This window comes from Streptococcus suis, from assembly GCF_902702775.1.
GTDB classification, from domain to species: Bacteria; Bacillota; Bacilli; order Lactobacillales; family Streptococcaceae; genus Streptococcus; species Streptococcus hashimotonensis.
The window spans coordinates 2115862-2141699 of the sequence record NZ_LR738724.1 but is presented as its reverse complement, the minus strand read 5'-3'; the positions used below and the strand labels follow the sequence as shown (position 1 = coordinate 2141699).

Sequence of the window (25838 nt, the reverse complement as noted above, 5' to 3'; positions counted from 1 at the left end):
GAGAACAGATATGAAAGTAATCTTTTTAGCAGATGTTAAAGGTCAAGGTAAAAAGGGTGAGATTAAGGAAGTTCCAACAGGTTACGCCCAAAATTTCTTGATCAAGAAAAATTTGGCTAAGGAAGCAACAAATCAAGCGATCAGCGCCCTTCGTGGTCAGGAAAAATCTAAGGAAAAGGCTCATGCAGAGATGATTGCAGAAGCAGAGGCTATCAAGGCTAAGTTGGCTGAGGAAGCTACTTTAGTGAAATTTGTCGAAAAAGTTGGTCCAGATGGTCGTACCTTTGGTTCTATTACCAGCAAGAAAATTGCTGAAGAATTGGACAAGCAATTTGGCATCAAGATTGATAAACGCCATATTCAGCTGGATCACCCAATTCGTGCGATTGGTCTCATTGATGTACCAGTTAAAATCTATCAAGATGTAACAGGCATCATTAATTTGAGTATTAAGGAAGCTTAATTATTTATCTAGCCAGTGAGGAGGTGAGATCTTGGCAGAGTTGGATGAATTGCGGGTGCAACCGCAGGATATTCTAGCTGAACAATCGGTATTAGGAGCTATTTTCCTTGATGAAGGCAAGCTAGTCTTCGTTCGTGAATACATCGAAGCTGAAGATTTTTTCAAACATGCTCATAAGCTAATTTTTAAAGCTATGATTGCTCTTTCTGATAGAAATGAGGCAATTGATGCGACTACCATGCGTAACTATTTAGTGAACCATGGTGATTTGGAAAATATTGGTGGCTTGGCCTATTTGGCTGAAATCATTAGTTCCGTGCCGACGGCAGCCAATGCGGAATTCTATGCCAAGATTGTTGCTGAAAAGTCTAATCTCCGTAAACTGATTGCCCGTTTAACGGATGCAGTTAATCAGGCTTATGAGGGTGCGGATGGTTCAGATGACATTATTGCCAATGCTGAAAAAGCCTTGATTGATGTCAGTGAGGGAGCCAGTCGAAGTGGTTTCAAGCGGATTGATGATGTCTTAAATATCAACTTTGATAACCTTGAAACTCGTGCTAAGCAGACGTCGGATATTACAGGGATTGCAACTGGTTATCCTGCTCTTGATGCCATGACAACGGGTCTGCACGAGGAAGAGTTGATTATTCTTGCGGCTCGTCCTGCGGTTGGTAAGACGGCATTTGCGCTCAATATTGCACAAAATATCGGTACAAAACTGGGTTTGACAGTTGCTATCTTCTCTTTGGAGATGGGTGCAGAAAGCTTGGTTGACCGTATGCTCGCTTCTGAGGGAGTTATCAATTCGAGGGCTATTCGTACGGGGCATTTGACGCAGGAAGAATGGAATAAGTACATGGTGGCTCAAGCTAACCTGGCTCGGGCTAGTATCTATATTGATGATACACCAGGTATCAAGATTACAGAGATTCGTTCGCGTTCACGTAAGTTGGCTCAGGAAACGGGCAATCTGGGCTTGATCTTGATTGACTATCTTCAATTGATTACGGGAACAGGTCGTGAAAACCGACAACAAGAGGTTTCTGAGATTTCCCGTCAGCTGAAGATTTTGGCCAAGGAATTGAAAGTTCCTGTTATCGCCCTCAGTCAGTTGTCGCGTGGTGTGGAGCAACGTCAGGATAAGAGACCTGTTCTATCTGATATTCGTGAATCGGGATCTATCGAGCAGGATGCGGATATTGTTGCCTTCTTGTATCGTGATGATTACTATGAGCGCGGTGAGCAGGAAGATGGCGGTATTCCTAACAATACGGTTGAAGTCATCATCGAGAAAAACCGTTCCGGTGCGCGTGGTACCGTGGAACTCATGTTCCAAAAAGAATACAATAAATTTGCAAGTATTTCCAAGAGGGAGGATGGATAGAGAATGAGTGATGCATTTACAGATGTTGCTAAAATGAAGCAAATCAAACAAGATATTAAAGACCATGAGGGACAAATTGTTGAATTGACCCTTGAAAATGGTCGTAAGCGTGAGAAGAATAAGCAGGGGCGTATTGTGGAGGTTTATCAGTCTCTCTTTATCGTTGAATTTGAAGATCCAAACAATACCTTTGTGGAATCTTATACTTACTCAGACATTTTGACAGAAAAGATTTTGATTCATTATTTGGATTAATCGCTATATAAGGCTTTACAGAGCCTTTTTTTTGTGCTATACTAATCTTTGTGCGAAATAACAGCAGGGCAAAATGAAGCTCGTCAACAGAAGGTCAGCAAGAAGAGTAATCGTTGCTGTTTCGATGAAGGCCTCCTGCACGAATCAGGTTTGCTTAAACGGTTATTTCCTACAGAATACTTATTTTTTAGGAGGACATAACTATGTCACGTTATACAGGACCATCTTGGAAACAAGCTCGTCGTCTTGGCTTGTCATTGACAGGTACAGGTAAAGAATTGGCACGTCGTAACTACGTACCAGGTCAACACGGACCAAACAACCGTTCTAAATTGTCAGAATACGGTTTGCAATTGGCTGAGAAACAAAAATTGCGTTTCTCTTACGGTTTGGGTGAAAAACAATTCCGTAACTTGTTCGTACAAGCTACTAAAATCAAACAAGGTACTCTTGGTTTCAACTTCATGCTTCTTTTGGAGCGTCGTTTGGACAACGTCGTTTACCGTCTTGGTTTGGCAACTACTCGTCGTCAAGCACGTCAATTCGTAAACCACGGTCATATCCTTGTTGACGGCAAACGCGTTGATATTCCTTCATACCGCGTTGAAGTTGGTCAAGTTATCTCAGTTCGTGAGAAGTCAATCAAAGTTCCAGCTATCCTTGAAGCTGTTGAAGCAACTCTTGGACGTCCAGCTTTCGTATCATTCGATGCTGAAAAGCTTGAAGGTTCATTGACTCGCTTGCCAGAACGCGACGAAATCAACCCAGAAATCAACGAAGCTCTTGTCGTAGAATTCTACAACAAAATGCTCTAAGATTTGTATCGATATTTTAAAAGCCCTATTTACAAGGGCTTTTTGTCTGTATTTGAGGAGGGATTATGTGGCGTAAGTATTCTTTGCTAGTGGTATTGACTATTTTGGTCGTAGGTGGGGCATTCTTTCTATCTCAATCAGCGGCTGCACCAAATGAATCAGACTACGTGAAGGCTGTCAAGAGTTATCAGGCTATTTCGATAGATGAAGTGGAGCAAAAGGTCCAAGACGAGGAAGAATTTATATTATACATAGGTCGTGAGACATGCCCTTATTGTCGTGATTTTGTTCCTAAATTAACAGAGGCAGTAGAACAATCACATGCGACTATCTACTATTTAGATAGCGAGTCGGATCCGAATGGAAAAATTCAACAATTTCGACAGAGTCAAGGTCTTGCTACGGTTCCTAGTTTAACCTATTATAAATCGGGTAAATTATCTGGAATACTTCGTAAAGGGAGTCAAGCAACGCTATCCGAAATAGAGAATTTTTTAGCTCTTCAAGGGCAGTAAATAGTTTTAAAAATGTATGAATCGAATATCATACATTTTTTTGTTCATGTTTGTGAAAAATATTTCAAAACAGATTGAAAAACATTTCACAATCTTGTATAATACTAATATCAGATAAAAATTGGAGGTTTATCATGAAAAAGAAAGCTTGGTTAGGCTTGTTGATGAGTCTACTTGCTGTTTTGTTTTTAGTGGCGTGTGGAGGTAAGTCTGAAAAGACAGCTACATCTTCATCATCTACGACTTCTTCTTCATCAGAAGAAGCTGTTTCAGGTGCATCTGAGAAAGTTTATACAGATCCATCTGAGTTGAAAGATAGCTACGATGTTATCGTTGTTGGTTCAGGTGGTGCAGGTATGTCGGCAGCTATCTCAGCTAAAGACGCTGGTGCTAGTGTTGCTCTCTTGGAGAAAATGCCTGTTATCGGTGGTAATACGGCTAAATCATCAGCTGGTATGAATGCTTCACAGACTAAATTCCAAGAAGCGGAAGGTATTGCTGATTCAAACGATAAATTCTACGAAGAAACGCTTAAAGGTGGTAAAGGGACAAACGATCCTGAATTGCTTCGTTATCTTGTAGATAACTCTGCTGGTGCAATTGACTGGTTGGATGGAATGGGGATCACTCTTAGCAATCTAACTACAACTGGTGGTATGAGTGAGAAACGTACCCACCGTCCAGCAGATGGTTCAGCTGTTGGTGGTTACTTAGTAAATGGTCTTTACCACAATCTTGTTGAACGTGAAGTACCAATTTTTGTAAATGCAGATGTTACAAAACTTCAAGATAAAGATGGAGTTGTAACAGGTGTTGAAGTGAAGATTGCTGGTGAAACTAAGAAAGTTTCTGCAAAAGCAGTTGTATTGGCTACAGGTGGTTTCGGTGCGGATTTAGACATGGTTGCTAAATTCAATCCAGCACTTGAAGGTTATGTCACTACTAACCAAGAAGGTTCAACAGGTGACGGTATTGCACTTGCTGAATCAGAAGGTGCTGCGACTGTTGATATGGAACAAATCCAAATTCACCCAACTGTTGAGCAAGAAACTTCTTACTTGATTACGGAAGCTGTTCGTGGTGAGGGTGCTATCCTTGTCAATTCAAAAGGTGAGCGTTTTGTTAATGAATTGGAAACTCGTGATAAAGTTTCTGCGGCTATCAATAGCTTAGAGCCAAACTATGCTTATGTTATCTTTGATGATGCCTTGAAAGATCGTGTGAAAGCTATTGCTCAATACGAAGAAAAAGGTCTTGTAAAAACGGGTGCTACACTTGCAGATTTGGCTAAGGAAATTGACCTACCTGCGGATACACTTCAAACAACACTTGATACTTGGAACAAGGCTGTAGCAGATAAGAATGATGCGGCATTTGGTCGTACATCAGGTATGGACCATGCTTTGAATACTGGTTCTTACCACGCGATTAAAGTTGCACCTGGTGTTCACCATACAATGGGTGGTGTGAAAATCAATACCAATACTGAAGTATTGAAAACAGATGGTTCAGCAATTTCTGGTCTTTATGCTGCTGGTGAAGTAACTGGTGGTGTTCATGGTCAAAACCGTATTGGTGGTAATGCTGTAGCAGACATCATCGTATTTGGTCGTCAGGCTGGTGAACAAGCAGCTGGATTTGCTAAGAAATAAATTTTAATATGAGGAGTTGGCTACAGTCTAACTCCTCTTTTTGTATTGTCGTCATTCATCTAAGATGATATACTTTTAAGGTATGAAGAAGAAAATAGTATTATTGTTAGGAGCTATTGCAGTCATTGTTTTGATTTGGTCTGCTATTGCTGGCCAGCGTCAGCAATCCTATGTCGAGGCTGCATTAAGAGACCAAGATAAAATTTGGATTATCACAGATTTGCATTATTTATCACAGGATTTATTTGATGATGGAGAGGCTTTTTCTTATATCGAAAAAACAGCTGCTGGCAAGGATTTACGTTATGGAAAAGAGCGGATGGAGTCCTTGGTTGAGCAGGTTGAGCGTGAGCAACCGTCCTTGTTACTAGTCAGTGGGGATTTGACTCTCAATGGTGAAAAGCAGAGCATGGTTGAGTTGGCGCAGTATTTTACCCAGATTGAAGAAAAAGGAACAGAGGTTTTGGTCATTTCTGGTAACCATGATATTGCCAGTGGCTGGGCTAGGGCTTTTAAGGGAGATCAGCAGGTAGTGACAGATCAGGTCACCGCTCAGCAATTTTCAGATATATTTGACGATCATGGCTATCAACAAGCCAGCAGTCGTGATCAAGCCTCATTGAGCTATCTGGCCAAGCCATTTTCCAATGCTTGGTTTCTGATGATAGACAGTAACATCTACTCTGATGGCTACGGTAAAGGAGCTCCTCCAACCAATGGACGTATCAAAAAAGAGACCTTGGATTGGATAGAAGTACAGCTTCAGGCAGCCAAGGAAGCTGGAGTGAGCCTGATACCTGTTGTCCATCACAATGTCTTGCAACAGCATGCCATGCTCTCAAAAGGCTATACTTTGGATAATACTGCCGATTTGAAGGCCTTGTTCAATCAATATGGCATTCAATTTGGTTTTTCAGGACACACTCATTCTCAGAATATTGTTGAAGAAGACTTGGGGCAAGTCAGCTATACTGAAGTGGTCAATGGAGCATTTTCTATTTATCCAGCAATTATCGGCCAATTGAGCCTAGGTAATGCAAGCATTCACTATCAAAAAACTCAACTTGATATGGCTTCGTGGACAGAAAAACACCAACCTAGTGATCCAAATTTACAGGATCACGTAAAGTACTTACAAACCGTCTTTGACAATACCAGTGACATCATGGTCCACAATGTGTTGAACGATGAACGGTGGTATGATGGCGAGACGGCAGATGCAATTTCACAATTTATCATGCCAGCCAATCGTGCTTATTTTTCAGGAGAAAAATTGGACCAGACTTGGCTTGATGAGACGGTATTTCCAAGCCAAGCCTATCAGACCTTGCAAGCAGCATCACCGAGAAGTTTCTTGGCTGATTATCTTGATGTGATTATAAAACGGAGTCAAAGTCGAGATGTGGAGCAAGTGACGGTTTCTAAATGATGAATAGAAAGAAAATCCCGCCTTTAAACGGGATTTTTCTATGCTTGTAAGGGGAGAATGATTTTTAGTTGCACCCAATTATCTTCCTTGCTAAGTGTGAGACTGCCACCGTATTTATTGGCAACATACTCCATACTCTTAAGACCGAATCCGTGGTAGTCCTTATTTGTTTTTGAGGTTTCAGGGAGCTGTCCTGTGGATAAGTCTAGTGAAGAGGTATCGTAGTTGTCTAATCGAATGATGAGAAATTGCTGATGGCTGGCAACCTTTAAAGTAATCAAGCGTTGTTCAGGGTTATCTATTTTTTCAACAGCCTCGATGGCATTGTCAATGGCATTTCCAAACAGAGCTGAAATATCCATTACATCCATAAAATGAAGGGGTTCTCCCTGAACAATACAGGTAAAGTTGATTCCATTTTGCAGACAGTAATAATTTTTCTGGCTGAGAATGGTATCTAGAACGGGATTTCCTGTTTCAATCTTGGCATCAAGGGTCTGGATCACCTCGCTCATTTCCTCCAGGTATTTCTCCTTTTTTGTTTTATCCGATTCTTGCTGAATGATGGCCAGTTGATGCTTTAAATCATGGACCTTACGGTCAAGAATCTCACTGTTTTCACGATAGGCTTGGTATTGCTTGTATTGAAGTTGAAACATATTATTGATAGAAGTCAATTCCTGCCGTAAGTAGCGATCGTATTGTTGAGATTCTTGGGTAAATAGGAGCAGAAGACCAGAGAGATTGACGGTTGTCCGGAGGATGAAAATGCTGGTCGAGTCTTGAAATTGGCGCGTGCCTGAGAGGATGAAACCAATATTACTAAGAACAAAGATAGATAAGGTTGTAAAGACAGCTACCGTCACATCTCGCTGCTCAATGAATTTATCCAATTCTTCTAAGTAAACTTTTTTATCTTGTAGATAGATGAGCCAGTAAGAAAGTAGAGAAGTTATCAACAGAAATAACCCCTGTGTCCACAAGTTATCCACAGGTTGTTGATAAATCGTCAAACAGTAGAGATGCCAAGTAATGGAGGCTACTAATTCGGCAATAATAAAGGCTTTTGCTGTCAAATAGAGACTTGTCCTCTTGTGGATAACTCCAAGCAATCGAATGGAAACAAACATCCAAGCGATATTGATGCCCATTCCCACAGTCCAAAAAAGCAAAGGGAGTTTGCCAGCTACAAGTTGAAGTAAGATTTGTATGAGGAAAATCAGGAAGATACGGAACTGTTTGTGTGACCATTTTTCAGACAAAACAAGTGAGGAACAGACCAGTAGGCAGGCCAAGCTTTCTGTTAGAGCAGAATAGAAACGTGGAATATCAGGGAAATTGATCATAGTAGGCTATCTCCGATGAAGTTGGTTAGAGCTGTCATAAATTCTTTTTTTCTTGGGCGGCTAATCGGCAAGGCTGTATTTGTGACGTAAACAAGGCTACCTTCCACTTTTTGAACGTGGGACAAATTGATGATATAGGCGGAGTGGGCCCGTACAAACAATTTACTGTCTAACATGGCTTCGAGATTCTTGAGACTATTATGGGTAATCGTTAGGCCACCGTCAACTGTGTAGATATGAACCTGATGTCCTTGACTTTCTAGGTAAACAATATCTTCTTGATAGAGTTTTACAGTGGATTGCTTGCTTTTTATATACAAACTTTGTTTCTCTTGACTATCGGGTAATTTTCTCAGAATTTTTTTAAAATGTTCCTCAAAGACAAAGGAGCTCAGTGGTTTGAGAAGAAAATCAATGGCCTCAACAGAATAACCCTGAATAGCGACATGGGAATGATTGGTCACAAAGACGATGAGAACATCTTTATCCACAGACCGAATCTTTTGAGCAGTGGTCATCCCGTCCATAATCTCCATCTCGACATCTAGGTAAATCAGGTCAAATTGTTTTTGATAGTCACTAGTGATATGGAGACCGTCATTAAAACAGCTGATTTCCACTGCAATCCCAGCTTTTTGGCAGTAGGTTTTGATGTAATTGGACAATCTATCTTGCTCGATTTTTTGATCTTCTACAATCGCGATTTTCATAAAGTACCCCTTTTATTTTCTATCAGTATATCAAAATTAAAATGAAATTGTTAGCTATATTTTAGAAAAATCAAATGATAAAATAGCAAGAGTAGGATTATTTTTCTCAATTTACAAATTATGAAGGTTAAATGACAGATTATGAAGAAAGGGTTTTCATTGAGTGTGTTAATTGATATAGTGGATTCAAGAAAAAGAAAAGGCTTACATGAAAGCCGAAACGTTTAGGAGGAAGTCTTATGAAGGCTTGGAAAAAACTTGGTTTAGCAAGTTTAGTTACTCTCATGGGAAATGTCGGAGTAACGGTATTTGCGGCGGAAGATTATGCCAGTTCCTATCAAGCATGGGATGCAGCAGGGATTGCAAAGACTGTTTTAATATGTGGTAGCTTAGCAGTCGTAGCTTTATTCGCATACTATATTTACAAAGGTATGAAGAATAAGGCATTTGTTTCCAAAAAATCAAAGATCTTTACTTCACTTTTGGCATTATTAGGTGTAATAATCATTGGTGCCAACTATGCTGTCAATATGTTTGTCAATGTAATCGACACCTATTTTGCGCCGTCTTATGCAGATGAGACAAAAATAGCTGAGGCAGAAGAGGTTTCTAAATCTTTGGTAACAACTATTCAAGAAGAAGGCACTGTCTTGCTTGAAAACAAAAATCAGACCCTACCGCTTGAAAAATCATCTAAGGTCAATGTCTTTGGTATTTCTTCTGTAGCCATTACTTACGGAGGATCTGGTTCAGGTGCTGCGGATGAGTCTAAAAACGTTAATCTGCAACAAGGTCTTGAAAATGCTGGTTTTGAAGTCAATAGTGAATTGACTGATTTCTACACAGAAAACCTACCAGAAAAAGAAGGTACTAACATCTTCTCTCTTAATGGTGGAGATTACAATATCTATGAGCCAACTCAAGACAAATACACAGATGAATTGCTAACAAACGCGAAGAACTTCTCCGATACAGCCTTGCTGGTCATTTCTCGTAACGGTGGTGAGGGTGCAGACCTTCCACAAAATATGGCAGAATACCAACAAGGTGACAAGGATAAGCACTATCTTGAACTTCAAGATGTTGAGAAGGCTATGCTGAAAACTGTGACTGAAAACTTTGACAAAGTTGTTGTATTGGTCAACTCTTCAAATGCTATGGAACTTGGCTTCTTGGAAGATGCAGGTGTCGATGCAGCTCTATGGATTGGAGGACCAGGTTCAACTGGTTTGAACGGTGTAGCCAATGTCTTGGCAGGAGATGTCAACCCGTCTGGTCGCTTGGTCGATACCTATGCCTATGACTTGGAAACCAACCCAACCTACTGGAATACAGGGGACTTCTCTTATACAAATATTACTTATGAAGATACTCCATGGGGAGCAAAAGAGCCTCAGACCTTTAACTACAAATTTGTTAACTACCAAGAAGGCATCTATCTAGGCTATCGTTACTATGAAACTCGCTTTGTTGACAACGCGACTGGTCAAGTAGATGAGGCAGCCTACGATGCAACAGTGCAATATCCATTTGGCTACGGTTTGAGCTATACAACATTTGACCAAGAAATCACCAGTATGAAAGAAAATGGTGACAAGATTGAGGTCAATGTCAAAGTAACTAACACTGGTGATGTAGCTGGTAAAGAAGTTGCACAAGTTTATTACACTGCTCCATATACCGAAGGTGGCATTGAAAAATCCCATGTTGTCTTGGCTGGCTTTGACAAGACAGATGTACTTGAACCAGGACAAAGTGAAGAAATGACAATTTCCTTCGACCGTGATGACATGGCATCTTACGATGAAAAGACTGAAAAAGCCTATGTATTGGATAAAGGTGACTACCAGATCAAACTCATGAATAATGCTCATGATGTATTGGACTCAGAAACTTACACAGTTGACAGCAAGGAAGTCTTGAAGCAACGTTCATCTGACAAGGCTGAGGTAACTAATGCATTTGAATATGCTGTTGGCGATGTTAAGTATGTAACCCGTGCGGACTGGGAAAGTACTTTGCCAACTGAACGTACAAAAGATAAAGAAGCTAGTGAGCAAATTGCTGCTGAGGTTGATCGCTCGAACTTCCGCATTGACGAATCTTCAGAAACACCGATTGATACAGTAACAACAGAAGATAATGGACTTCGTTTGGTTGATTTGATTGGTGCAGACTATGATGATGAGCGTTGGGAACAATTAGTTGCTCAAATGTCTATTGACGAAATGGTCAACTTAATCGGTTATGGTGGTTATGCAACAGGAGCAGTCAAATCAATTGATAAACCAGCTGTTGTTGACTTGGACGGCCCTGCTGGTATTAACGGTATCTTCCAAGGTATCAAAGGTGTTCAATACAATTCAGAAGTTGTTGTTGCTTCTACTTGGAATACTGACTTGGCTGAAGAAATGGGTGATGCTTTTGCCAAAGAGGCATTGGCACATGGTATCGTTGGTCTATATGCCCCAGCTGTGAACATCCACCGCTCACCATTTTCAGGTCGTAACTTCGAGTACTATTCAGAAGATCCACTGATTTCAGGTAAAATGGCAAGCTCACTGGTAGCAAAAGCTCTGGAAAATGGAGTCTATACCTTCACAAAACACTTTGCTCTCAATGACCAAGAAGATAACCGTGATGGTGTTGCAACATGGTCTAATGAACAAGCTATCCGTGAAATCTATCTGAAAGCCTTTGAAATTCCTGTAAAAGAAGGCGGAGCGACTGCTATTATGTCATCCTTTAACCGTATTGGTACCCTCTGGGCAGGGGGTAATAGCGACCTCTTGAATACTGTCCTTCGTGACGAGTGGGGCTTCAAAGGGATGGTGATTACAGACTTTGCAGGTAAGGATTACATGAGTCCAGACCAGGCTATCCGCAATGGTGGTGACCTCATGTTGACACCTATGGGAAGCCTCCCTACAGCAGCATCAACAGGTACAGAAGAAGGTGTTGCAGCACTTCGTCAGGCAAGCAAAAATATCTTGTACACCGTTGCTCATTCTGCAGCCTTTGACATCTACAAACCAAAAACGAAATGGTGGATTGTAGCTTTAGTAGCAAGCAATATTGCCCTAATCGGATTGACAGGTTTCGGTCTTGTCAAGTTGACAGGTAAGAAAAAAGAAGAAAAAAACGCAGCATAACAAGGGGGGCTTTCCCCCTTGTCTTCAAGGAGACCGTATGAAAGAATGGATTGCTAAACACCCAGACTTGTGGGAATTTATCAAGTTTAATGTATTATCAAACATAGCGACCATTACAAATTTCTGTGTTCTTTGGTTGTCGACAAATTTCCTCTTTACAGCCTTGTCAAGTCAGCCATTTCACTGGTTCATCTTCCATTATTCCGTAGAAAATGGCGGTTTAAACGGCTTTCTCTCCTTCTTATTGGCCTATGTAGCGGCACAGATTGTCAACTATATCGTCCAAAGGAAGTTGGTATTTGGTGCAGAAAATGATATTTCCAAAACCCTCCATTGGTATATCATAACTGTTCTAGTTGCAGGAATTTTGTCCATTGTGCTACCACCTTATACTACTCAGCTTTTTACATCATGGGGCTTGAGTTTGGGTTGGGCACAGACAGCAGCCAATTGGGTCAATATTTTCGTTCAAGTGGCTGTCAACTATCCGATGATGAAGTTTGTAATCATGAAATAATACTCTTCGAAAATCAAACTCAGCCGTTGTTGACTTGATTTGATGAGTGGAAAGCTCCAGTGGAGGTTTCCAGCCTGTCACTTGACAATAATAAAGTGACAGAGTTCTATCTGCTCATATCGAAACGAACAAGGTTCGTCCTATCTCCCACCTCCAACAGTCTATTCTCAGACTGTTGGAGCTAGCCTGATTTTTATTTTCATTGAGTATAAGAAGTAATAAGAGCGATCTCCCTAGTATTTTCTGGGGAGGTTTTTTGTAGCAGATTATGCCTAAAATCGTACAGATTATGAAGAAAGCGTTTTAATTGCCCCTTTAGTCTGATATGATAGTGGTAAAGAAATAGAATGAGGAAAAGATGATGAAGCATCAGGAGATTATTAATCGTTTAACATTGGAAGAAAAAGCTGCACTCATGTCAGGAAAATCTGTTTGGGAAACCAAGGATTACCCCGAAAAAGGAATTCCATCTATCTTTTTGTCTGATGGGCCACATGGAATTCGCAAGCAAGAAGGTGAAGGTGATCACTTAGGGCTGAATGCGTCTGTCCCTGCAACTTGTTTCCCAACAGCTGCTACCTTGGCAAATTCTTGGGATGTGGATCTGGTTGAACGTGTCGGACAAGGTCTCGGCGCAGAAGCAAACAGCTTGGGTGTCAATGTCATTTTGGGTCCGGGGCTTAATATCAAGCGCAGTCCCTTATGTGGTCGAAACTTTGAGTATTATTCAGAAGATCCTTATCAGGCGGGAAAACTGGCGGCCGCAATGATTCGAGGAATGCAGTCGCAAGGTGTTGCGGCAACACCTAAGCATTTAGCTGTAAACAGTCAGGAATTGCGCCGTATGGCTTCAGACTCCATTGTTGATGAGCGCACGCTGAGAGAGCTCTATCTGACAGGATTTGAGATTGCTGTGCGTGAAGGAAATCCAAGGGCAATCATGTCTGCATATAACAAAATAAACGGCGTCTATGCTAATGAAGATAAGCGCCTCTTGCGTGACATTCTTCGTGACGAATGGGGCTTTACTGGCTTTGTCGTATCGGATTGGGGAGGCTCCAATGACCATGTTCTCGGTGTTGAAAATGGTAGTCATTTGGAAATGCCAGGTACAAAAAAGGTCGGTCAAAAGGAAATTGTTGACGCTGTTCAGTCTGGTCGTCTGTCCGAGCAGGTATTGAATGAGCGCGTGGATGAGCTACTTGATGTGGTTTTGGAGTTGGCCAATGCTGAAAAACAAACTGTAGATTATTCTGCACAACATGAATTGGCCCGTCAGGCTGCTGCTGAAAGCATTGTATTATTAAAAAATAAGGATCAGACCTTGCCCTTATCTAGCGAGATAAAAATAGCCCTCATCGGAGAATTTGCCCAAAATCCTCGCTATCAAGGAGCCGGTTCTTCATTAATCAATACAAGACAATTAGATAAAATAGTGGATTGTATCGCGGATTATCCATTAAATGTCATTGGTTACGAACAAGGCTATCAACGTGTAGATAAAGAGGATGGGGAGTTAGTTGACAAAGCTGTCAACCTTGCTAACCAAGCAGAACTTGTTCTGTACTATATGGGGCTGGATGAAATGAGTGAAAGTGAAGGCTTGGATCGTCAACATCTAAGTCTCCCCAAAAACCAGGTATCCTTACTGAATGCCTTGGTAGGGACAGGTAAAAAAATCGTTGTTGTCCTATCAGCTGGTTCGGTTGTGGATATGAATTGGGATGTGGATGTAGATGCGGTTCTTCACGGCTATCTATCAGGAGAAGCTGGCGCTAGAGCCATGTTAGATACCTTGACAGGTCGTGTCAACCCGTCAGGGAAACTAAGCGAGACCTATCCTGTTGAATTGGCAGATGTTCCGTCTTCTGAGGGCTATCCTGCTGAGGGAGATTTTTCCCTCTATAAGGAATCTCTCTATGTAGGCTACCGTTACTTTACAAGTGTTGACAATGTTGTCAAGTATCCCTTTGGCTATGGATTGTCCTACACAGACTTTTCTTACAGTCAATTAGAAGTGTCTGAATCAGGGATTTCCGTCACGATCACTAATACAGGAATGGTAGATGGGGCTGAAATTATCCAATTGTACGTAGGCAAAGAAGACAGTCAGATTTACCGACCTGTAAAGGAATTAAAAGGCTTTAAAAAGGTATTTATAAAAGCAGGCGAGTCCAAACAAATTTTTATCCCTTTTGAGGACTATACTTTCCGTTATTTTAATAAAGAGACAGGCCAATTTGAAGTAGAGGCTGGAAATTATCTCTTGTATGTAGGTGCAAGTAGTCAGGATATTCGCTTGGTTGGTGAGATTACCCGGCATGGTACAGTAGACCAATTTCCTGCTTCAGAACAGCTTCCGACTTATCTGACAGCCCAAGTACAGGCTGTTTCATCGCAGGATTTTGCACAATTGCTTGGACGTCCAGTTCCAGAAGAAACTTGGAAAATCGGTCAAGAACTGAGCCTGAACGATCCAGTTTTGAAACTCCAATTTGCGAAGAGTGGGTTGGCACGTGGTGTGCATAAACTATTGGTTAGCTTACTCAAAAAAGCAGAGCAGAAAGGGACTCCTGACTTGAACCTGCTGTTCCTTTATAATATGCCATTTAGGGCAATGGCAAAGATGACAGGTGACATGCTCGATTTACCGATGGTAGAAGGGATTCTAACTATTGTCAATGGCCATTTTTTCAAGGGTTTAGGCCAACTATGGAGAGCCTATCAAGCAAAAAGAAAATATCAAAAGCAACTTTCCTGAAAATGTGATAAAATAGTAACAAATTGTGTCAAATGGAGAGAAAGATGACCTTACTAAGCATTGCCATTCCGAGTTATAATTCGGAGGCCTACCTTCATTATTGTGTTCATTCCCTTGTAATGGGTGGTGACAAGGTTGAAATTCTGATTATTAACGACGGGTCGACCGATCGGACTCAGGAAATCGCAGAGGGACTAGAGAATCAATTTTCAAACGTACGTGCCATCTATCAGGACAATAAGGGCCATGGCGGAGCTGTTAATACAGGGATACGTGAGGCCAAGGGGAAGTACTTTAAAGTTGTAGATTCAGATGACTGGGTCGATACCAGGGCCTATTTGAAGATCCTGGAGAGTTTGCAGGCTTTGGAAGATGAAAATACGCCAGTTGATGCCTTTATCTCCAACTTTGTTTACGAAAAAGAGGGACAATCTCGTAAAAAATCCATGTCTTATCAATCCACTCTACCTGAGAACCGTATTTTCGGCTGGGAGGATGTGGGTGCCTTTTCTAAGGGTCAGTACATGATGATGCATTCCTTGATTTACAGGACAGATTTATTGCGCGAGGTTGGTCTCGTTCTACCAGAACATACCTTCTATGTGGATAATATTTTCGTATTTACCCCTTTACAGGCTGTGAAAACGATGTTCTATCTGCCAGTAGATTTTTATCGTTACTTTATTGGGCGAAATGACCAGTCTGTCAATGAGTCTGTCATGATTAAACGAATTGACCAGCAGTTGAAAGTCAATCGAATCTTGGTAGACAATTTAGACTTGGAGGCGATTGACAATCCTGATTTACGGAGTTATTTGCTCAATCATGTGGAAATTACCACCATTATCTCCTGTGCTCTTCTCAATCGTGCTGGAACAGCTGAACATATGATGAAAAAGCAGGAACTCTGGCACTATATTCGGGATAACAATCCATCTCTATTTAAGATTGTTCGAAAAGGGTTACTCGGTCAATTAACCAACCTTTACGGTTACCCAGGCCGAAAAATTTCCAATGCCGTCTATAAAATCGCGAAAAGAATTTATGGTTTTAACTAAAACTCAGTTTCGGCTGAGTTTTAGTTATAATAAGGAATATGAAAAGCGTTTACAAAGGAGAAGATAAATGCAAAGATTAGGACAAACAGGTCTAGAAGTTTCACGAATTGCTTTAGGCTGTATGCGAATGGCTAGTTTGACAGAGCAGGAAACTGCTAAAGTATTAGATACAGTCGTTGGACAGGGAATCAACTTTTTCGACCATGCGGATATTTATGGTGGTGGTGAGTCAGAAATCCGTTTTGCTCAGGGCACCAAGTTGGCAGGTCTCAAGCGTGAGGACCTGCTTCTCCAGTCCAAATGTGGCATTCGTAAAGGTTATTTTGATTTCTCAAAAGACTATATTTTGGAATCTGTGGACGGGATTTTGAAGCGCTTGGATACAGAATATTTAGATGTTCTCGCCTTACACCGTCCGGATGCTCTAATGGAAGCAGAGGAAGTGGCAGAAGCCTTTCATCTCTTGAAAAAAGCAGGGAAGGTTCATCATTTCGGCGTCAGCAACCAAAATATTTACCAAATGGAGTTATTGCAATCCTATCTAGATCAACCGCTTGCAGTTAATCAATTGCAGCTATCTCCTGCTCATACGCCTTTGATTGATGCAGGACTACATGTCAATATGAAAGATGATGCTGCGACTATGCGTGATGGTGGACTGATTGACTATTGCCAGCTTAAAAAAATCACTATCCAAGCCTGGTCTCCTTTCTTGATTGATTTGCAACGAGGTATTTTTGCCAACCATCCTGACTATGCTCTTTTAAATCAAACGATTGGGGAAATAGCAGAGCGATACAATGTTTCACATGAAACAATTGTCGTAGCTTGGATTTTGCGTCATCCAGCAAAGATTCAAACCATAGTTGGGTCCATGAATCCAGAACGTTTGACCAAGATTGCACAAGCTAGTCAGATTACCTTGACTCGACCAGAATGGTACGAAATATATAAAAGTGCAGGCAACATCTTGCCCTAGGAGGAAGCTATGCAGTGGGAAATAAAAGCATTTGACCAACTAAGTTTACAGGAACTTTACGGTATATTGACACTGAGAGTTGATGTCTTTGTCGTTGAACAGGCCTGTCCCTATCCTGAAGTTGATGGAAAGGATCCAAACTGTCTTCATCTTTTGGGAACTGATGAAGGAGAGTTAGTGGCTTACTTGAGAATCTTGCCAGCTGGTCTAAGCTATGACGAAGTTTCTATCGGCCGTGTGGTTATCAAGCCAAGTCATCGTGGCAAAGGCTTAGGAAGACCAATGATGGAGCAGGCAATTCGCTATATTACACACGAATGGAAAGAAAGTCAGATTAAAATCGGTGCCCAAGCCCATTTAGAAAAGTTCTATGGTTCGCTAGGTTTTGAGGCGGTTTCAGAAGTCTATCTAGAGGACGACATTCCACATTTAGATATGCTTTATACTAAACCAGTCGTTTAAGGCTGGTTTTTTAAGCCTGTACTCACAAGTCAAGTTATATAAGAGGTAGTTTTTTGAAGGAATACGGACTATATTTTGGAAAAAATAAGGCTGAGTAGCTGAATAAAAAATCTAAGATAGGTGTGCTGAACGGTGAATACAGTTTCTTAGATTTTTCTCGGCAATTTCCCCCAAAAATCAGCCATTTTATGGTAGAATGAATAGGTATAAAATCAGTAAAAGAGGAAGAAAATGAAACGTTCTATGTACGCTGGACGTGTTCGTAAAGAACATGTCGGACAGGAAATTACTTTGAAAGGTTGGGTTGGCCGTCGTCGTGACTTGGGTGGTCTGATTTTCATTGACTTGCGTGACCGTGAAGGTATTATGCAATTGGTGATTAACCCTGAGTCAGTTGAAGCTGAAGTGATGGTAAAAGCGGAGAGTCTTCGTTCCGAGTTTGTTATCGAAGTAACAGGAACGGTTGTGGAGCGTGAGCAAGCTAACGACAATATCCCGACAGGAGCTGTTGAACTGCAAGTAACCAGCTTGACAGTGTTGAACACGGCTAAGACAACTCCGTTTGAAATCAAGGACGGCATTGAAGCCAGTGATGATACCCGTCTTCGTTACCGTTATTTGGATCTTCGTCGTCCAGAAATGCTCAACAACTTCAAATTGCGTGCAGCTGTAACCCACAGCATTCGCAATTATCTGGATGACTTGGAATTTATTGATGTGGAGACGCCAATGTTGACTAAGTCAACACCAGAAGGTGCACGCGACTACTTGGTACCATCTCGTGTGTCAAAAGGTCATTTCTATGCCCTGCCACAAAGTCCACAGATTACTAAGCAGCTTTTGATGAATGCTGGTTTTGACCGTTACTACCAAATCGTTAAGTGTTTCCGCGATGAGGACTTGCGTGGGGACCGTCAACCTGAGTTTACACAGGTGGACTTAGAAACCTCATTCTTGAATGAGGTTGAAATCCAAGACATCGTAGAAGGCTTGATTGCTAAGGTTTTGAAAGATACCAAAGGAATCGATGTGACCTTGCCATTCCCTCGTATGGCCTATGACCATGCTATGAATTTCTATGGTTCAGACAAACCAGATACTCGTTTTGAAATGCTTTTGCAAGACTTGACAGAACTTGTCAAGGAAGTTGATTTCAAAGTCTTCTCAGAAGCACCAGTTGTCAAAGCCATTGTGGTCAAGGGTGCGGCGGATAGCTACTCACGTAAAGACATTGATAAATTAACAGAATACGCCAAACAATTTGGTGCCAAGGGACTTGCTTGGGTTAAAGTAGACAAGGGAGAATTAGCGGGTCCAGTTGCTAAGTTCTTGACAGGTATTACAGATAAGTTGACAGCAAGTTTACAACTTGAGAACAAGGACCTGGTTCTCTTTGTGGCGGATGAATTGGAAGTAGCCAATAATACCTTGGGAGCTTTGCGTAACCGCTTGGCAAAAGAGCAAGGTTTGATTGACGAAAGCAAATTCAACTTCCTCTGGATTGTAGACTGGCCAATGTTTGAGTGGTCGGAAGAAGAAGGTCGCTACATGAGTGCCCACCACCCATTCACTTTGCCGACGGAAGAAACAGCTCATCATTTGGATGGTGATTTGGCACAGGTTCGTGCAGTTGCCTACGATATCGTTTTGAACGGTTATGAATTAGGTGGCGGTAGCCTTCGTATCAACCAAAAAGATATGCAAGAACGGATGTTCAAGGCTCTTGGTTTCTCAGCTGAAGATGCGCATGAGCAGTTTGGTTTCTTGCTTGAAGCTATGGACTACGGCTTCCCACCACACGGTGGATTGGCTATCGGTTTGGACCGCTTTGTCATGTTATTGGCTGGTGAGGATAATATTCGTGAAGTTATCGCCTTTCCGAAGAATAACAAGGCATCTGATCCGATGACACAGGCACCAAGTACGGTTGCATCAGCTCAATTAGAGGAATTGGCTTTAGACATTACACTTGAAAATGAATAAATTTTTCAGAAAACAGCGTGTACGCTTTTTAAGAAAGGCCAGAAAGAATAAGTTTTGGTCGGTCATTTTGGGAATTTCTCGGGAAAAATATGCTGAACGGATATCGGGGTCCATTATTTATGGACTCCTATCTAGTATTGCAGTCAATTTTTTCTTTAGACCAGGGAATGTCTATTCGTCTGGAGTTACTGGTCTTGCACAAATTGTTTCTGCTCTGGCATCTTCTTACGCTGGTTGGAATGTACCGATTGCGGTGGTCTACTACGGTCTGAACATCCCCTTGCTTATCTTAGCCTGGTATAAAATTGGTTATAAATTTACTATCTTTACCTTTATTACGGTATCCTTCAGTTCTTTCTTTATCCAATTTATGCCGCCAGTTACCCTGACGACGGATCCGTTAGTCAATGCTATTTTCGGTGGTCTCATGCTGGGAACTGGGATTGGCTTTGCGCTTAGGAACAATGTATCCAGTGGTGGTACTGATATCGTCTCTATTATTATTCGCAAGAAGACGGGACGTCAAGTTGGTTCCATTTCCTTGATTGTCAATATTATGATTATGTTGATTGCAGGGATGACCTTTGGCTGGCAATATGCCCTGTATTCAATGGTTGCGCTGTTTATCTCCAGTCGCATGACAGATGCGATTTTCGTGAAACAAAAACGGATGCAGGCCATGATTATTACCAATCATCCTGAACGAGTCATTAAGAAAATCCATAAGAAGCTCAATCGCGGTGTGACCATTATCAACGGTGCTGAGGGTGCTTATAACCATGAGCAAAAGACGATTCTCATTACCATCATCACTCGTGCAGAGTTCAATGATTTCAAGCATATTATGAAAAAGGCAGACCCCAAAGCCTTTGTATCGGTAGCTGACAACGTTAATATTATTGGTCGGTTTGTGGAAAGCGACTGATTGACAAACACTACATGTAGGAGTAAAATAGTATTTACAGTCTACATGTAGTGTTTTTATATAAAGAGGAAATGTATGAAGAAAATATATTTGGTTTACATCAGTTTGAGTGGCAATACAGAAAGTTTTGTGAAACGCCTAAAGTCCTTTTTACAATTTCAAACTGACTGGGAGGTTGAACTGGTCCATGTTAAAGATTTGGTCAAGCAGGATATTCCTTTCTATCAGCTAGATGCACCCCTTGTCGCCTTTTTACCAACCTACTTAGAAGGTGGAAATGGAGTGGACAACGGAGATGTGGAAATTCTGACCAATCCTCTTGGAGATTTTATCGCTTTGGGGACCAATGCAGAGCTCTGTCTGGGTGTCGTTGGCTCAGGCAATCGGAATTTCAACAACCAATATTGTCTGACTGCTAAGCAATATGCTGAGCGATTTAATTTTCCTGTTATAGACACCTTTGAACTCAGAGGGATGCAGAATGACATTGAACGCATTGGTCGGAAGATAATGGAATTGATGTAAAGAGCCTCAACTCAGCTTTATGCTGGGTTGTTTTTTTGTCACACAAAAAAACTCACCAGCGTGACCAGTGAGTTTTAAGGAGATTATGAAAAATATTTAGGATTGACTATAGTATACCTCAGACTATATCGTGTTTCATCGGTCTAAAGTCCTATTTGTCTTCTAAAATGCAAATACTCTGTCCTGCAATTGTGATTTCTTGCTGATCACACTCTTCGACTGGAGGATAGTTGTAGAGAACTGTCTTATTTTTTTCACGTTCATAGGTAAAGTCGCTATCCGCAAAGTTGATGATAAATTGAATGGTCTTTTCTTCACTTGTCACTTGATAGCGAAGAACATATTCAGTTAACCAGTAGAAATCACAAGTTTCTTGGATACTTTCGTAGTTATCCTGGCTGAGTATTGGATTATTTTTGCGGAAGGTAATTAATTCCTGAATGAATTCGATATGTTCCTTATAGCGAATAGCTCGTGTCCAGTCCAGACGGTTGATACGGTCAGGGACATTGTAAGTATTATCTATTTCATCTTTTGTACGGAAAAATTCCTGTCCGCTGTGAATGAAGGCCATACCCTGAGAGATTAAGATGAGCTGGAGACCAAAACTTGCAGCACGTTTCTGCTGTTGAGGTGTCCAGTTTGGATTCTCAATATGGAAATAGTCAAATGCTGTAGCATTATCATGGCATTCGATGTAGTTAAGGGACTGTTGAGGCGTTAAGAAATGGCTTAATCGGCTACCAGTCAGGAGATGTTGTACCTTTTCGTGCAATTGCTTATCTACTAGACGGTTTGGATTGAGCAAGAGTTTCTTAAAGGTATCACGGTAATCGTCGTTGAAGAAGCTGATTTCAGGTAACTGCTCTGCATTGTACTGATGAGCCAGCTTTTCAAATTCGAGGCCTGTTGCCATTTTCCATCCTTCACCATAGAGGTAGACATTTGGGTAAATGGCAGATAATTCAGTTTGAATCTGGTTGATTGTTTCGCTATCTAAAATACCCATAAGGTCGAAACGGAAGCCATCAAAACCATAGAGTTCAAGCCATTGGCGAAGGGATTGTTTGATGTAGTTGCGGACCATACTGCGCTCGCTGGCAACGTCGTTACCGCAGAATGTCCCGTCTGTTCGCATGCCGTGGTCATCATAGCGATAGAAGTAGCCTGGAACGATGAGCTCAAATGCGTACTTTTCAGCATGATAGACGTGGTTGTAAACAACGTCCATAATAACTGAAATATCTGCATCATGGTAGGCCTGAATAGCTTCTTGTAGCTCTAGAATACGTGCGTAAGGATCGTTTGGTTGGCTAGAATAAGAACCTTCTGGCAGATTGTATTGCATAGGGTCGTAGCCCCAGTTGTAAACAGCTTGGGGTTTATTTTCATCTACACTGCCAAAATCATAAACAGGCAATAATTGAATATGGGTAACGCCTAGTTCTCTGATGTAATCCATTCCTAGCTTCATTCCATCCATGGTAGGAGACTCTGTCAATCCGAGAAATTGACTGCGATGCTTGAAACCAGCTTCTTTTTGCCATGAGAAATCACGGACGCTCATTTCATAGATAATGGCCTGAGAGATAGGTCGTTGGGTCTTAGCACGACGGATTTTATGAAGTTTATCTGGATTGATAACGTAGCTGTCACCTGAGTTGGCTGTGGAAGACAGGGCATAGGGATCGTGAACGGAAATCCATTCACCGTTTACTTTGTGGAGATAGTGATAGCTGTGCGCTTCTAGGTCTCCTTCAACAGTAATTTCCCAAACTCCTTTTGCTCCCTTAGTCATTGCATGTGGGTTTCCTTCTAGAACAAGAAAAACTTGCTTAGAAATAGGTGCCCATAACTTAAAGGTTGTTGCCTCTGGTCGATAGGTTGCTCCCAAGTCTTGCCCATTGTATGTATAACTTTGTTCAAAAAGTGTCGAGCGAACGATATGACCATAGCCGAGTTCAGCTTTATTACGGTCCTGGTCGTAGATGGTATAGTCCTTGTCCAATGTCAATGCATGGAGGCTGGTTAGATAATAGATAACGAGATTGTCTACTTCTAGACAGGAATGGATAAAAAGTTGAGACGTAGCATCATTTGATTCGAGTGAGAAGCTCATATGTTCGGAGTCGAATCGTTTTTCCATGACCAAGCGAATAGTTGCTACATCATCAAGGAATGCTTGGAATTGTCGTAATGCCATGAGCCAAAAGGCTCCTTTCTAAGTTAGAGTTCGGTAATGGTATGTGGAATGACACGTCGGTAGCAGACTTGCTTGTCTTCCTTGTTGTCATTGATGATTTGGTGCAGGGTGTTGAATGCGACACGTCCTAGTTTAATAGCGTGGACGTCAACGTAGGCTTCAATATCTAGTTTTGGCTTGACGGAGTCGAAAGAAATGATAGGAAGTTTGACTCCGACTTCGTTGAGATATTTGACAACACCTTCGGCAACGGAAGTGTCGGTTGTGACGATTGCATCCAGGTCTTGTTTGAGTAATTTCTTAGAAATTTTATAGGCACTATCTTCGAGAAGGAAGCCAGACACAAACTTGACCTTGTTTTCATCCAGGGGAATATTGTGCGATTTAAGGGCGTTCTTGTAACCTGTATAACGGTCTTGAGATACGACCAACTCTTTGTTACCAGCGACGAAGGCAATGTTTTTGTAACCTTTATTGATGAAGTAGTTGGTAGCTTCAAAGCCGGCCTGGATATTATCATTATCAACTAGTGATATGAATGGAGAATCCGCCTTACCAAGAATGAGGAAGGGGAATTTGTGTTGGATAGCCAATTGTACCAATGGATCGTCGGGCTTGGAATAGAGGAAGATGAGTCCATCCACTCGTTTGCCGTAGACCATCTGAGAAATCGCTTCTAGACGCTGTTCTTCATTCTTTCCTGTGGAGATTTGGATGGCATAATTATGATCTGCTGCAACTTGAGAAATTCCTCGTAAGGCAGTAGGGAAGAAGGGGTTTTGATAGAAAACATCCGAGTCATCTGGCAAAACCAGTCCGATAACCTGTGTATAGCTAGAAACTAGGCTTCGAGCGTTGAGGTTTGGATGGTAGTTGAGATCCGCCATGGCTTTCCGCACCAAGTCTTTCGTTTTTTGGCTAATGGCAGAGCTATTTTGAATGACACGAGTAACTGTAGATGGCGAGACACCAGCTAATTTAGCCACATCTTTGATGGTTGCACGCATATAGACCTCCTAAATTTCATCTCTGAATTTTGTTTTGAAAAATACCCATAACAAGCATAGCACAAATAGGATATTTTGTATGGTTAGAAGGGTAGTCACAGGTTGACCAAATAGTCCAATTAGACAGGCTATAAGAGTAGGCAGGCCCAGACAGTTGAGAGCAAAATTATAGCACTCTGCAAACGTTTCAAAATGGAAGAAACGAGACTTTTTAGTCAAAAAGAGGAAGAAGCTGGCTCCTAGTAGGATGAAGAGTAGGTTTGTTGTTAAAATAAAGGTCGAAATAAGAGTGATGGACAGTCCGACAGCTGCTCGGTTGGCTTGATACCATTTTTTAGAGATGGCTGCAGTTAATGTCTCCTTACTAGCAAAATCGTCAGTATTCAAACCTTCATAAGTCAATTCGCTTAGAATATCACTTCCTTTACGAATAGTCAGAGACTGATTGGCAAATTGATAAGTAAAGTCAGAACTAGAGCTAACAGTATCACCAAATGTCACTTGCTCCCAGTTAGTATTTCCAGTATAGGTTAGGTGGTTGTTTTCGATGACTGCATGTTGACGGAGGTCATCTACGACCTGATCTGTCAGAGGTGCATAGATACCTTCTACGAAATTTTCTAAAGGATAGGTTTCGAGATTGACAGTCTGTAGGGAGCTCGGAATGAGCAAGAGCGCCACTAAAAAAAGCGTTGTAAACAACCGTTGCCAAAGGTTCATTAGTCTACGATTGGCAAACATATTTCTTGGAGAGAAGATACTAGAAAAATAGGAAAAAGGATATGGGAGCATTCGTTGGACCTTTCATAAATATCAATGTTTCCCCTAAAAAGGGAAAAGGTGGGACAGGGTTATCCCTTGTCGCCACCGCTTGTTAAACCAGATACAAAGTTCTTTTGTAGGAAGAAGAATAGGATACTGATAGGGAGGGCAATAAGAATGGCACCTGCCGCAAAGTAGGCAATCTTCATATTTTTCACATCACTGATGAAGGTTTGAAGGCCGACAGCTACAGTATAGAATTCTTTTTCACGAAGCAAGAATTTGGATAGGATGTAATCTCCAAAAGGTCCCATGAAGGCCCAGAGCGCTTGTACAGCAATCATTGGACGAACGAGTGGGAGGACGATTTGCCAGAAACGTCTGAAGTGACCGGCACCGTCTAGTTTTGCAGATTCATCAAGTGAGATTGGCACCGTATCGAAGTAGCCTTTCATGAGCCAAGCGTTCATTGGGATACCACCACCGACATAAAGGAAGATGAGGAACCAGCTTTGGTTGAGCGCATTGAGCATGAGGGCCATAACGAAGAAGGCGGTAAGAGCAGCCATGGTTGGTACCATTTGGATAATCAAGAAGAAAACCAAACTCTGCTTACGAGCGATGAAGTTATAGCGACTATAAGCGTAACCCGCTAGTACCACTATACTTGTTTGAATAACCATTGTCAAGAGAGCAATGATAAGCGTATTGAGGTACCAGGTTCCGTATAGAGTCTCGCTAAAGAGCTTGCTGAAATTGTCTAGTGTAAAGTTGATATTGCTATCCAATTTGAAGGCAACCACGTTACCAGACTTGAAGGCGGACATGATTGTAATCAAGAGAGGATAGATGATGATAACAGACAGAACAATCAGATAGAGATAGGTTAAGGTCTGATTGATTCTACGTCTAAATTTTACAGATACTTTCAT

Annotated in this window: 22 protein-coding genes; 16 read left to right on the top strand and 6 right to left on the bottom strand. The window is 41.5% G+C overall.

The annotated features are described in order from the left end of the window. Window positions 1–10: 10 nt before the first annotated feature. The 7 genes from rplI (at window position 11) to GPW69_RS10300 (ending at window position 6516) form a co-directional block, all read left to right on the top strand. Window positions 11–463 carry a 50S ribosomal protein L9 gene (gene rplI / locus GPW69_RS10330; RefSeq protein ID WP_012775408.1) on the top strand — a complete coding sequence of 151 codons (453 nt, stop codon included), beginning with the start codon at window positions 11–13 and terminating at the stop codon, window positions 461–463. Between the two features lie 31 nt (window positions 464–494). Continuing rightward, entirely contained in the window at window positions 495–1850 is a 1356-nt protein-coding gene (gene dnaB, locus GPW69_RS10325) for a replicative DNA helicase (protein ID WP_002938217.1), read from the top strand. Between the two features lie 3 nt (window positions 1851–1853). Beyond that, the gene (locus GPW69_RS10320; protein WP_002938218.1) at window positions 1854–2105 is read left to right on the top strand and encodes a Veg family protein; all 252 of its coding nucleotides are present in this window, start codon (window positions 1854–1856) and stop codon (window positions 2103–2105) included. A 203-nt stretch (window positions 2106–2308) separates the two neighbouring features. Then, a complete protein-coding gene (gene rpsD, locus GPW69_RS10315) occupies window positions 2309–2920 on the top strand; it encodes a 30S ribosomal protein S4 (RefSeq protein WP_002938227.1) in 612 nt (203 codons plus the stop codon). Window positions 2921–2985: 65 nt separating this feature from the next. Beyond that, window positions 2986–3435 (top strand): thioredoxin domain-containing protein, encoded by a 450-nt coding sequence (locus tag GPW69_RS10310; protein ID WP_074391281.1) that lies wholly within the window; start codon window positions 2986–2988, stop codon window positions 3433–3435. 134 nt (window positions 3436–3569) lie between these two features. Further along, the gene (locus GPW69_RS10305; RefSeq protein ID WP_074391280.1) at window positions 3570–5087 is read left to right on the top strand and encodes a flavocytochrome c; all 1518 of its coding nucleotides are present in this window, start codon (window positions 3570–3572) and stop codon (window positions 5085–5087) included. Between the two features lie 82 nt (window positions 5088–5169). Beyond that, on the top strand, window positions 5170–6516 hold the full coding sequence (locus tag GPW69_RS10300) for a metallophosphoesterase (RefSeq protein WP_074391279.1): 1347 nt from the start codon (window positions 5170–5172) through the stop codon (window positions 6514–6516). Between the two features lie 38 nt (window positions 6517–6554). Here the strand turns inward: GPW69_RS10300 and GPW69_RS10295 are convergent, their stop codons facing one another. Next, window positions 6555–7862 carry a sensor histidine kinase gene (locus GPW69_RS10295; RefSeq protein WP_074391278.1) on the bottom strand — a complete coding sequence of 436 codons (1308 nt, stop codon included), beginning with the start codon at window positions 7860–7862 and terminating at the stop codon, window positions 6555–6557. Then, window positions 7859–8572 (bottom strand): LytR/AlgR family response regulator transcription factor, encoded by a 714-nt coding sequence (locus tag GPW69_RS10290; RefSeq protein ID WP_074391277.1) that lies wholly within the window; start codon window positions 8570–8572, stop codon window positions 7859–7861. The genes GPW69_RS10295 and GPW69_RS10290 overlap by 4 nt, the downstream gene beginning before the upstream one ends. A 239-nt stretch (window positions 8573–8811) precedes the next feature. On the opposite strand from GPW69_RS10290, the gene GPW69_RS10285 reads away from it, so the two are divergent. From GPW69_RS10285 to nrdI, 9 genes are all read left to right on the top strand, one after another. After that, window positions 8812–11724, top strand: a complete 2913-nt coding sequence (locus GPW69_RS10285) for a glycoside hydrolase family 3 C-terminal domain-containing protein (RefSeq protein WP_074391276.1) — start codon at window positions 8812–8814, stop codon at window positions 11722–11724. A gap of 37 nt (window positions 11725–11761) precedes the next feature. Beyond that, a complete protein-coding gene (locus tag GPW69_RS10280; RefSeq protein WP_074391275.1) occupies window positions 11762–12241 on the top strand; it encodes a GtrA family protein in 480 nt (159 codons plus the stop codon). Between the two features lie 361 nt (window positions 12242–12602). After that, on the top strand, window positions 12603–15002 hold the full coding sequence (locus GPW69_RS10275; protein ID WP_074391274.1) for a glycoside hydrolase family 3 C-terminal domain-containing protein: 2400 nt from the start codon (window positions 12603–12605) through the stop codon (window positions 15000–15002). A gap of 44 nt (window positions 15003–15046) precedes the next feature. Further along, window positions 15047–16060: a glycosyltransferase family 2 protein gene (locus GPW69_RS10270; protein ID WP_171841462.1), complete on the top strand. Its 1014-nt coding sequence runs from the start codon at window positions 15047–15049 to the stop codon at window positions 16058–16060. Between the two features lie 67 nt (window positions 16061–16127). Next, entirely contained in the window at window positions 16128–17039 is a 912-nt protein-coding gene (locus tag GPW69_RS10265) for an aldo/keto reductase (RefSeq protein WP_074391272.1), read from the top strand. A gap of 9 nt (window positions 17040–17048) precedes the next feature. Beyond that, the gene (locus GPW69_RS10260; RefSeq protein WP_074391271.1) at window positions 17049–17501 is read left to right on the top strand and encodes a GNAT family N-acetyltransferase; all 453 of its coding nucleotides are present in this window, start codon (window positions 17049–17051) and stop codon (window positions 17499–17501) included. Between the two features lie 231 nt (window positions 17502–17732). Continuing rightward, entirely contained in the window at window positions 17733–19484 is a 1752-nt protein-coding gene (aspS, locus tag GPW69_RS10255; protein WP_074391270.1) for an aspartate--tRNA ligase, read from the top strand. Further along, window positions 19471–20409: a YitT family protein gene (locus tag GPW69_RS10250; RefSeq protein ID WP_074391269.1), complete on the top strand. Its 939-nt coding sequence runs from the start codon at window positions 19471–19473 to the stop codon at window positions 20407–20409. The genes aspS and GPW69_RS10250 overlap by 14 nt, the downstream gene beginning before the upstream one ends. Window positions 20410–20484: 75 nt before the next feature. After that, the gene (gene nrdI / locus GPW69_RS10245; RefSeq protein WP_074391268.1) at window positions 20485–20934 is read left to right on the top strand and encodes a class Ib ribonucleoside-diphosphate reductase assembly flavoprotein NrdI; all 450 of its coding nucleotides are present in this window, start codon (window positions 20485–20487) and stop codon (window positions 20932–20934) included. A gap of 151 nt (window positions 20935–21085) precedes the next feature. Here nrdI and pulA read toward each other — a convergent pair whose 3' ends face one another. From pulA to GPW69_RS10225, 4 genes are all read right to left on the bottom strand, one after another. Then, window positions 21086–23137 carry a type I pullulanase gene (gene pulA / locus GPW69_RS10240; RefSeq protein WP_074391267.1) on the bottom strand — a complete coding sequence of 684 codons (2052 nt, stop codon included), beginning with the start codon at window positions 23135–23137 and terminating at the stop codon, window positions 21086–21088. 23 nt (window positions 23138–23160) lie between these two features. Then, complete coding sequence (locus tag GPW69_RS10235) at window positions 23161–24144, bottom strand: LacI family DNA-binding transcriptional regulator (RefSeq protein ID WP_002936122.1); 984 nt, start codon at window positions 24142–24144, stop codon at window positions 23161–23163. A 9-nt stretch (window positions 24145–24153) separates the two neighbouring features. Beyond that, window positions 24154–24864, bottom strand: coding sequence for a hypothetical protein (locus GPW69_RS10230; protein ID WP_232051800.1), 711 nt, complete (start codon window positions 24862–24864; stop codon window positions 24154–24156). A 131-nt stretch (window positions 24865–24995) separates the two neighbouring features. After that, window positions 24996–25838, bottom strand: a complete 843-nt coding sequence (locus GPW69_RS10225) for a sugar ABC transporter permease (protein WP_024384271.1) — start codon at window positions 25836–25838, stop codon at window positions 24996–24998.

Bases quoted from the DNA above. Each gene is read 5' to 3' on its own strand.
- rplI (WP_012775408.1), top strand. From the start codon at position 11: ATGAAAGTAATCTTTTTAGCAGATGTTAAAGGTCAAGGTAAAAAGGGT.
- GPW69_RS10320 (WP_002938218.1), top strand. From the start codon at position 1,854: ATGAGTGATGCATTTACAGATGTTGCTAAAATGAAGCAAATCAAACAA.
- rpsD (WP_002938227.1), top strand. From the start codon at position 2,309: ATGTCACGTTATACAGGACCATCTTGGAAACAAGCTCGTCGTCTTGGC.
- GPW69_RS10310 (WP_074391281.1), top strand. From the start codon at position 2,986: ATGTGGCGTAAGTATTCTTTGCTAGTGGTATTGACTATTTTGGTCGTA.
- GPW69_RS10305 (WP_074391280.1), top strand. From the start codon at position 3,570: ATGAAAAAGAAAGCTTGGTTAGGCTTGTTGATGAGTCTACTTGCTGTT.
- GPW69_RS10300 (WP_074391279.1), top strand. From the start codon at position 5,170: ATGAAGAAGAAAATAGTATTATTGTTAGGAGCTATTGCAGTCATTGTT.
- GPW69_RS10295 (WP_074391278.1), bottom strand. From the start codon at position 7,862: ATGATCAATTTCCCTGATATTCCACGTTTCTATTCTGCTCTAACAGAA.
- GPW69_RS10290 (WP_074391277.1), bottom strand. From the start codon at position 8,572: ATGAAAATCGCGATTGTAGAAGATCAAAAAATCGAGCAAGATAGATTG.
- GPW69_RS10285 (WP_074391276.1), top strand. From the start codon at position 8,812: ATGAAGGCTTGGAAAAAACTTGGTTTAGCAAGTTTAGTTACTCTCATG.
- GPW69_RS10280 (WP_074391275.1), top strand. From the start codon at position 11,762: ATGAAAGAATGGATTGCTAAACACCCAGACTTGTGGGAATTTATCAAG.
- GPW69_RS10275 (WP_074391274.1), top strand. From the start codon at position 12,603: ATGAAGCATCAGGAGATTATTAATCGTTTAACATTGGAAGAAAAAGCT.
- GPW69_RS10270 (WP_171841462.1), top strand. From the start codon at position 15,047: ATGACCTTACTAAGCATTGCCATTCCGAGTTATAATTCGGAGGCCTAC.
- GPW69_RS10265 (WP_074391272.1), top strand. From the start codon at position 16,128: ATGCAAAGATTAGGACAAACAGGTCTAGAAGTTTCACGAATTGCTTTA.
- GPW69_RS10260 (WP_074391271.1), top strand. From the start codon at position 17,049: ATGCAGTGGGAAATAAAAGCATTTGACCAACTAAGTTTACAGGAACTT.
- aspS (WP_074391270.1), top strand. From the start codon at position 17,733: ATGAAACGTTCTATGTACGCTGGACGTGTTCGTAAAGAACATGTCGGA.
- nrdI (WP_074391268.1), top strand. From the start codon at position 20,485: ATGAAGAAAATATATTTGGTTTACATCAGTTTGAGTGGCAATACAGAA.
- pulA (WP_074391267.1), bottom strand. From the start codon at position 23,137: ATGGCATTACGACAATTCCAAGCATTCCTTGATGATGTAGCAACTATT.
- GPW69_RS10235 (WP_002936122.1), bottom strand. From the start codon at position 24,144: ATGCGTGCAACCATCAAAGATGTGGCTAAATTAGCTGGTGTCTCGCCA.
- GPW69_RS10230 (WP_232051800.1), bottom strand. From the start codon at position 24,864: ATGAACCTTTGGCAACGGTTGTTTACAACGCTTTTTTTAGTGGCGCTC.
- GPW69_RS10225 (WP_024384271.1), bottom strand. From the start codon at position 25,838: ATGAAAGTATCTGTAAAATTTAGACGTAGAATCAATCAGACCTTAACC.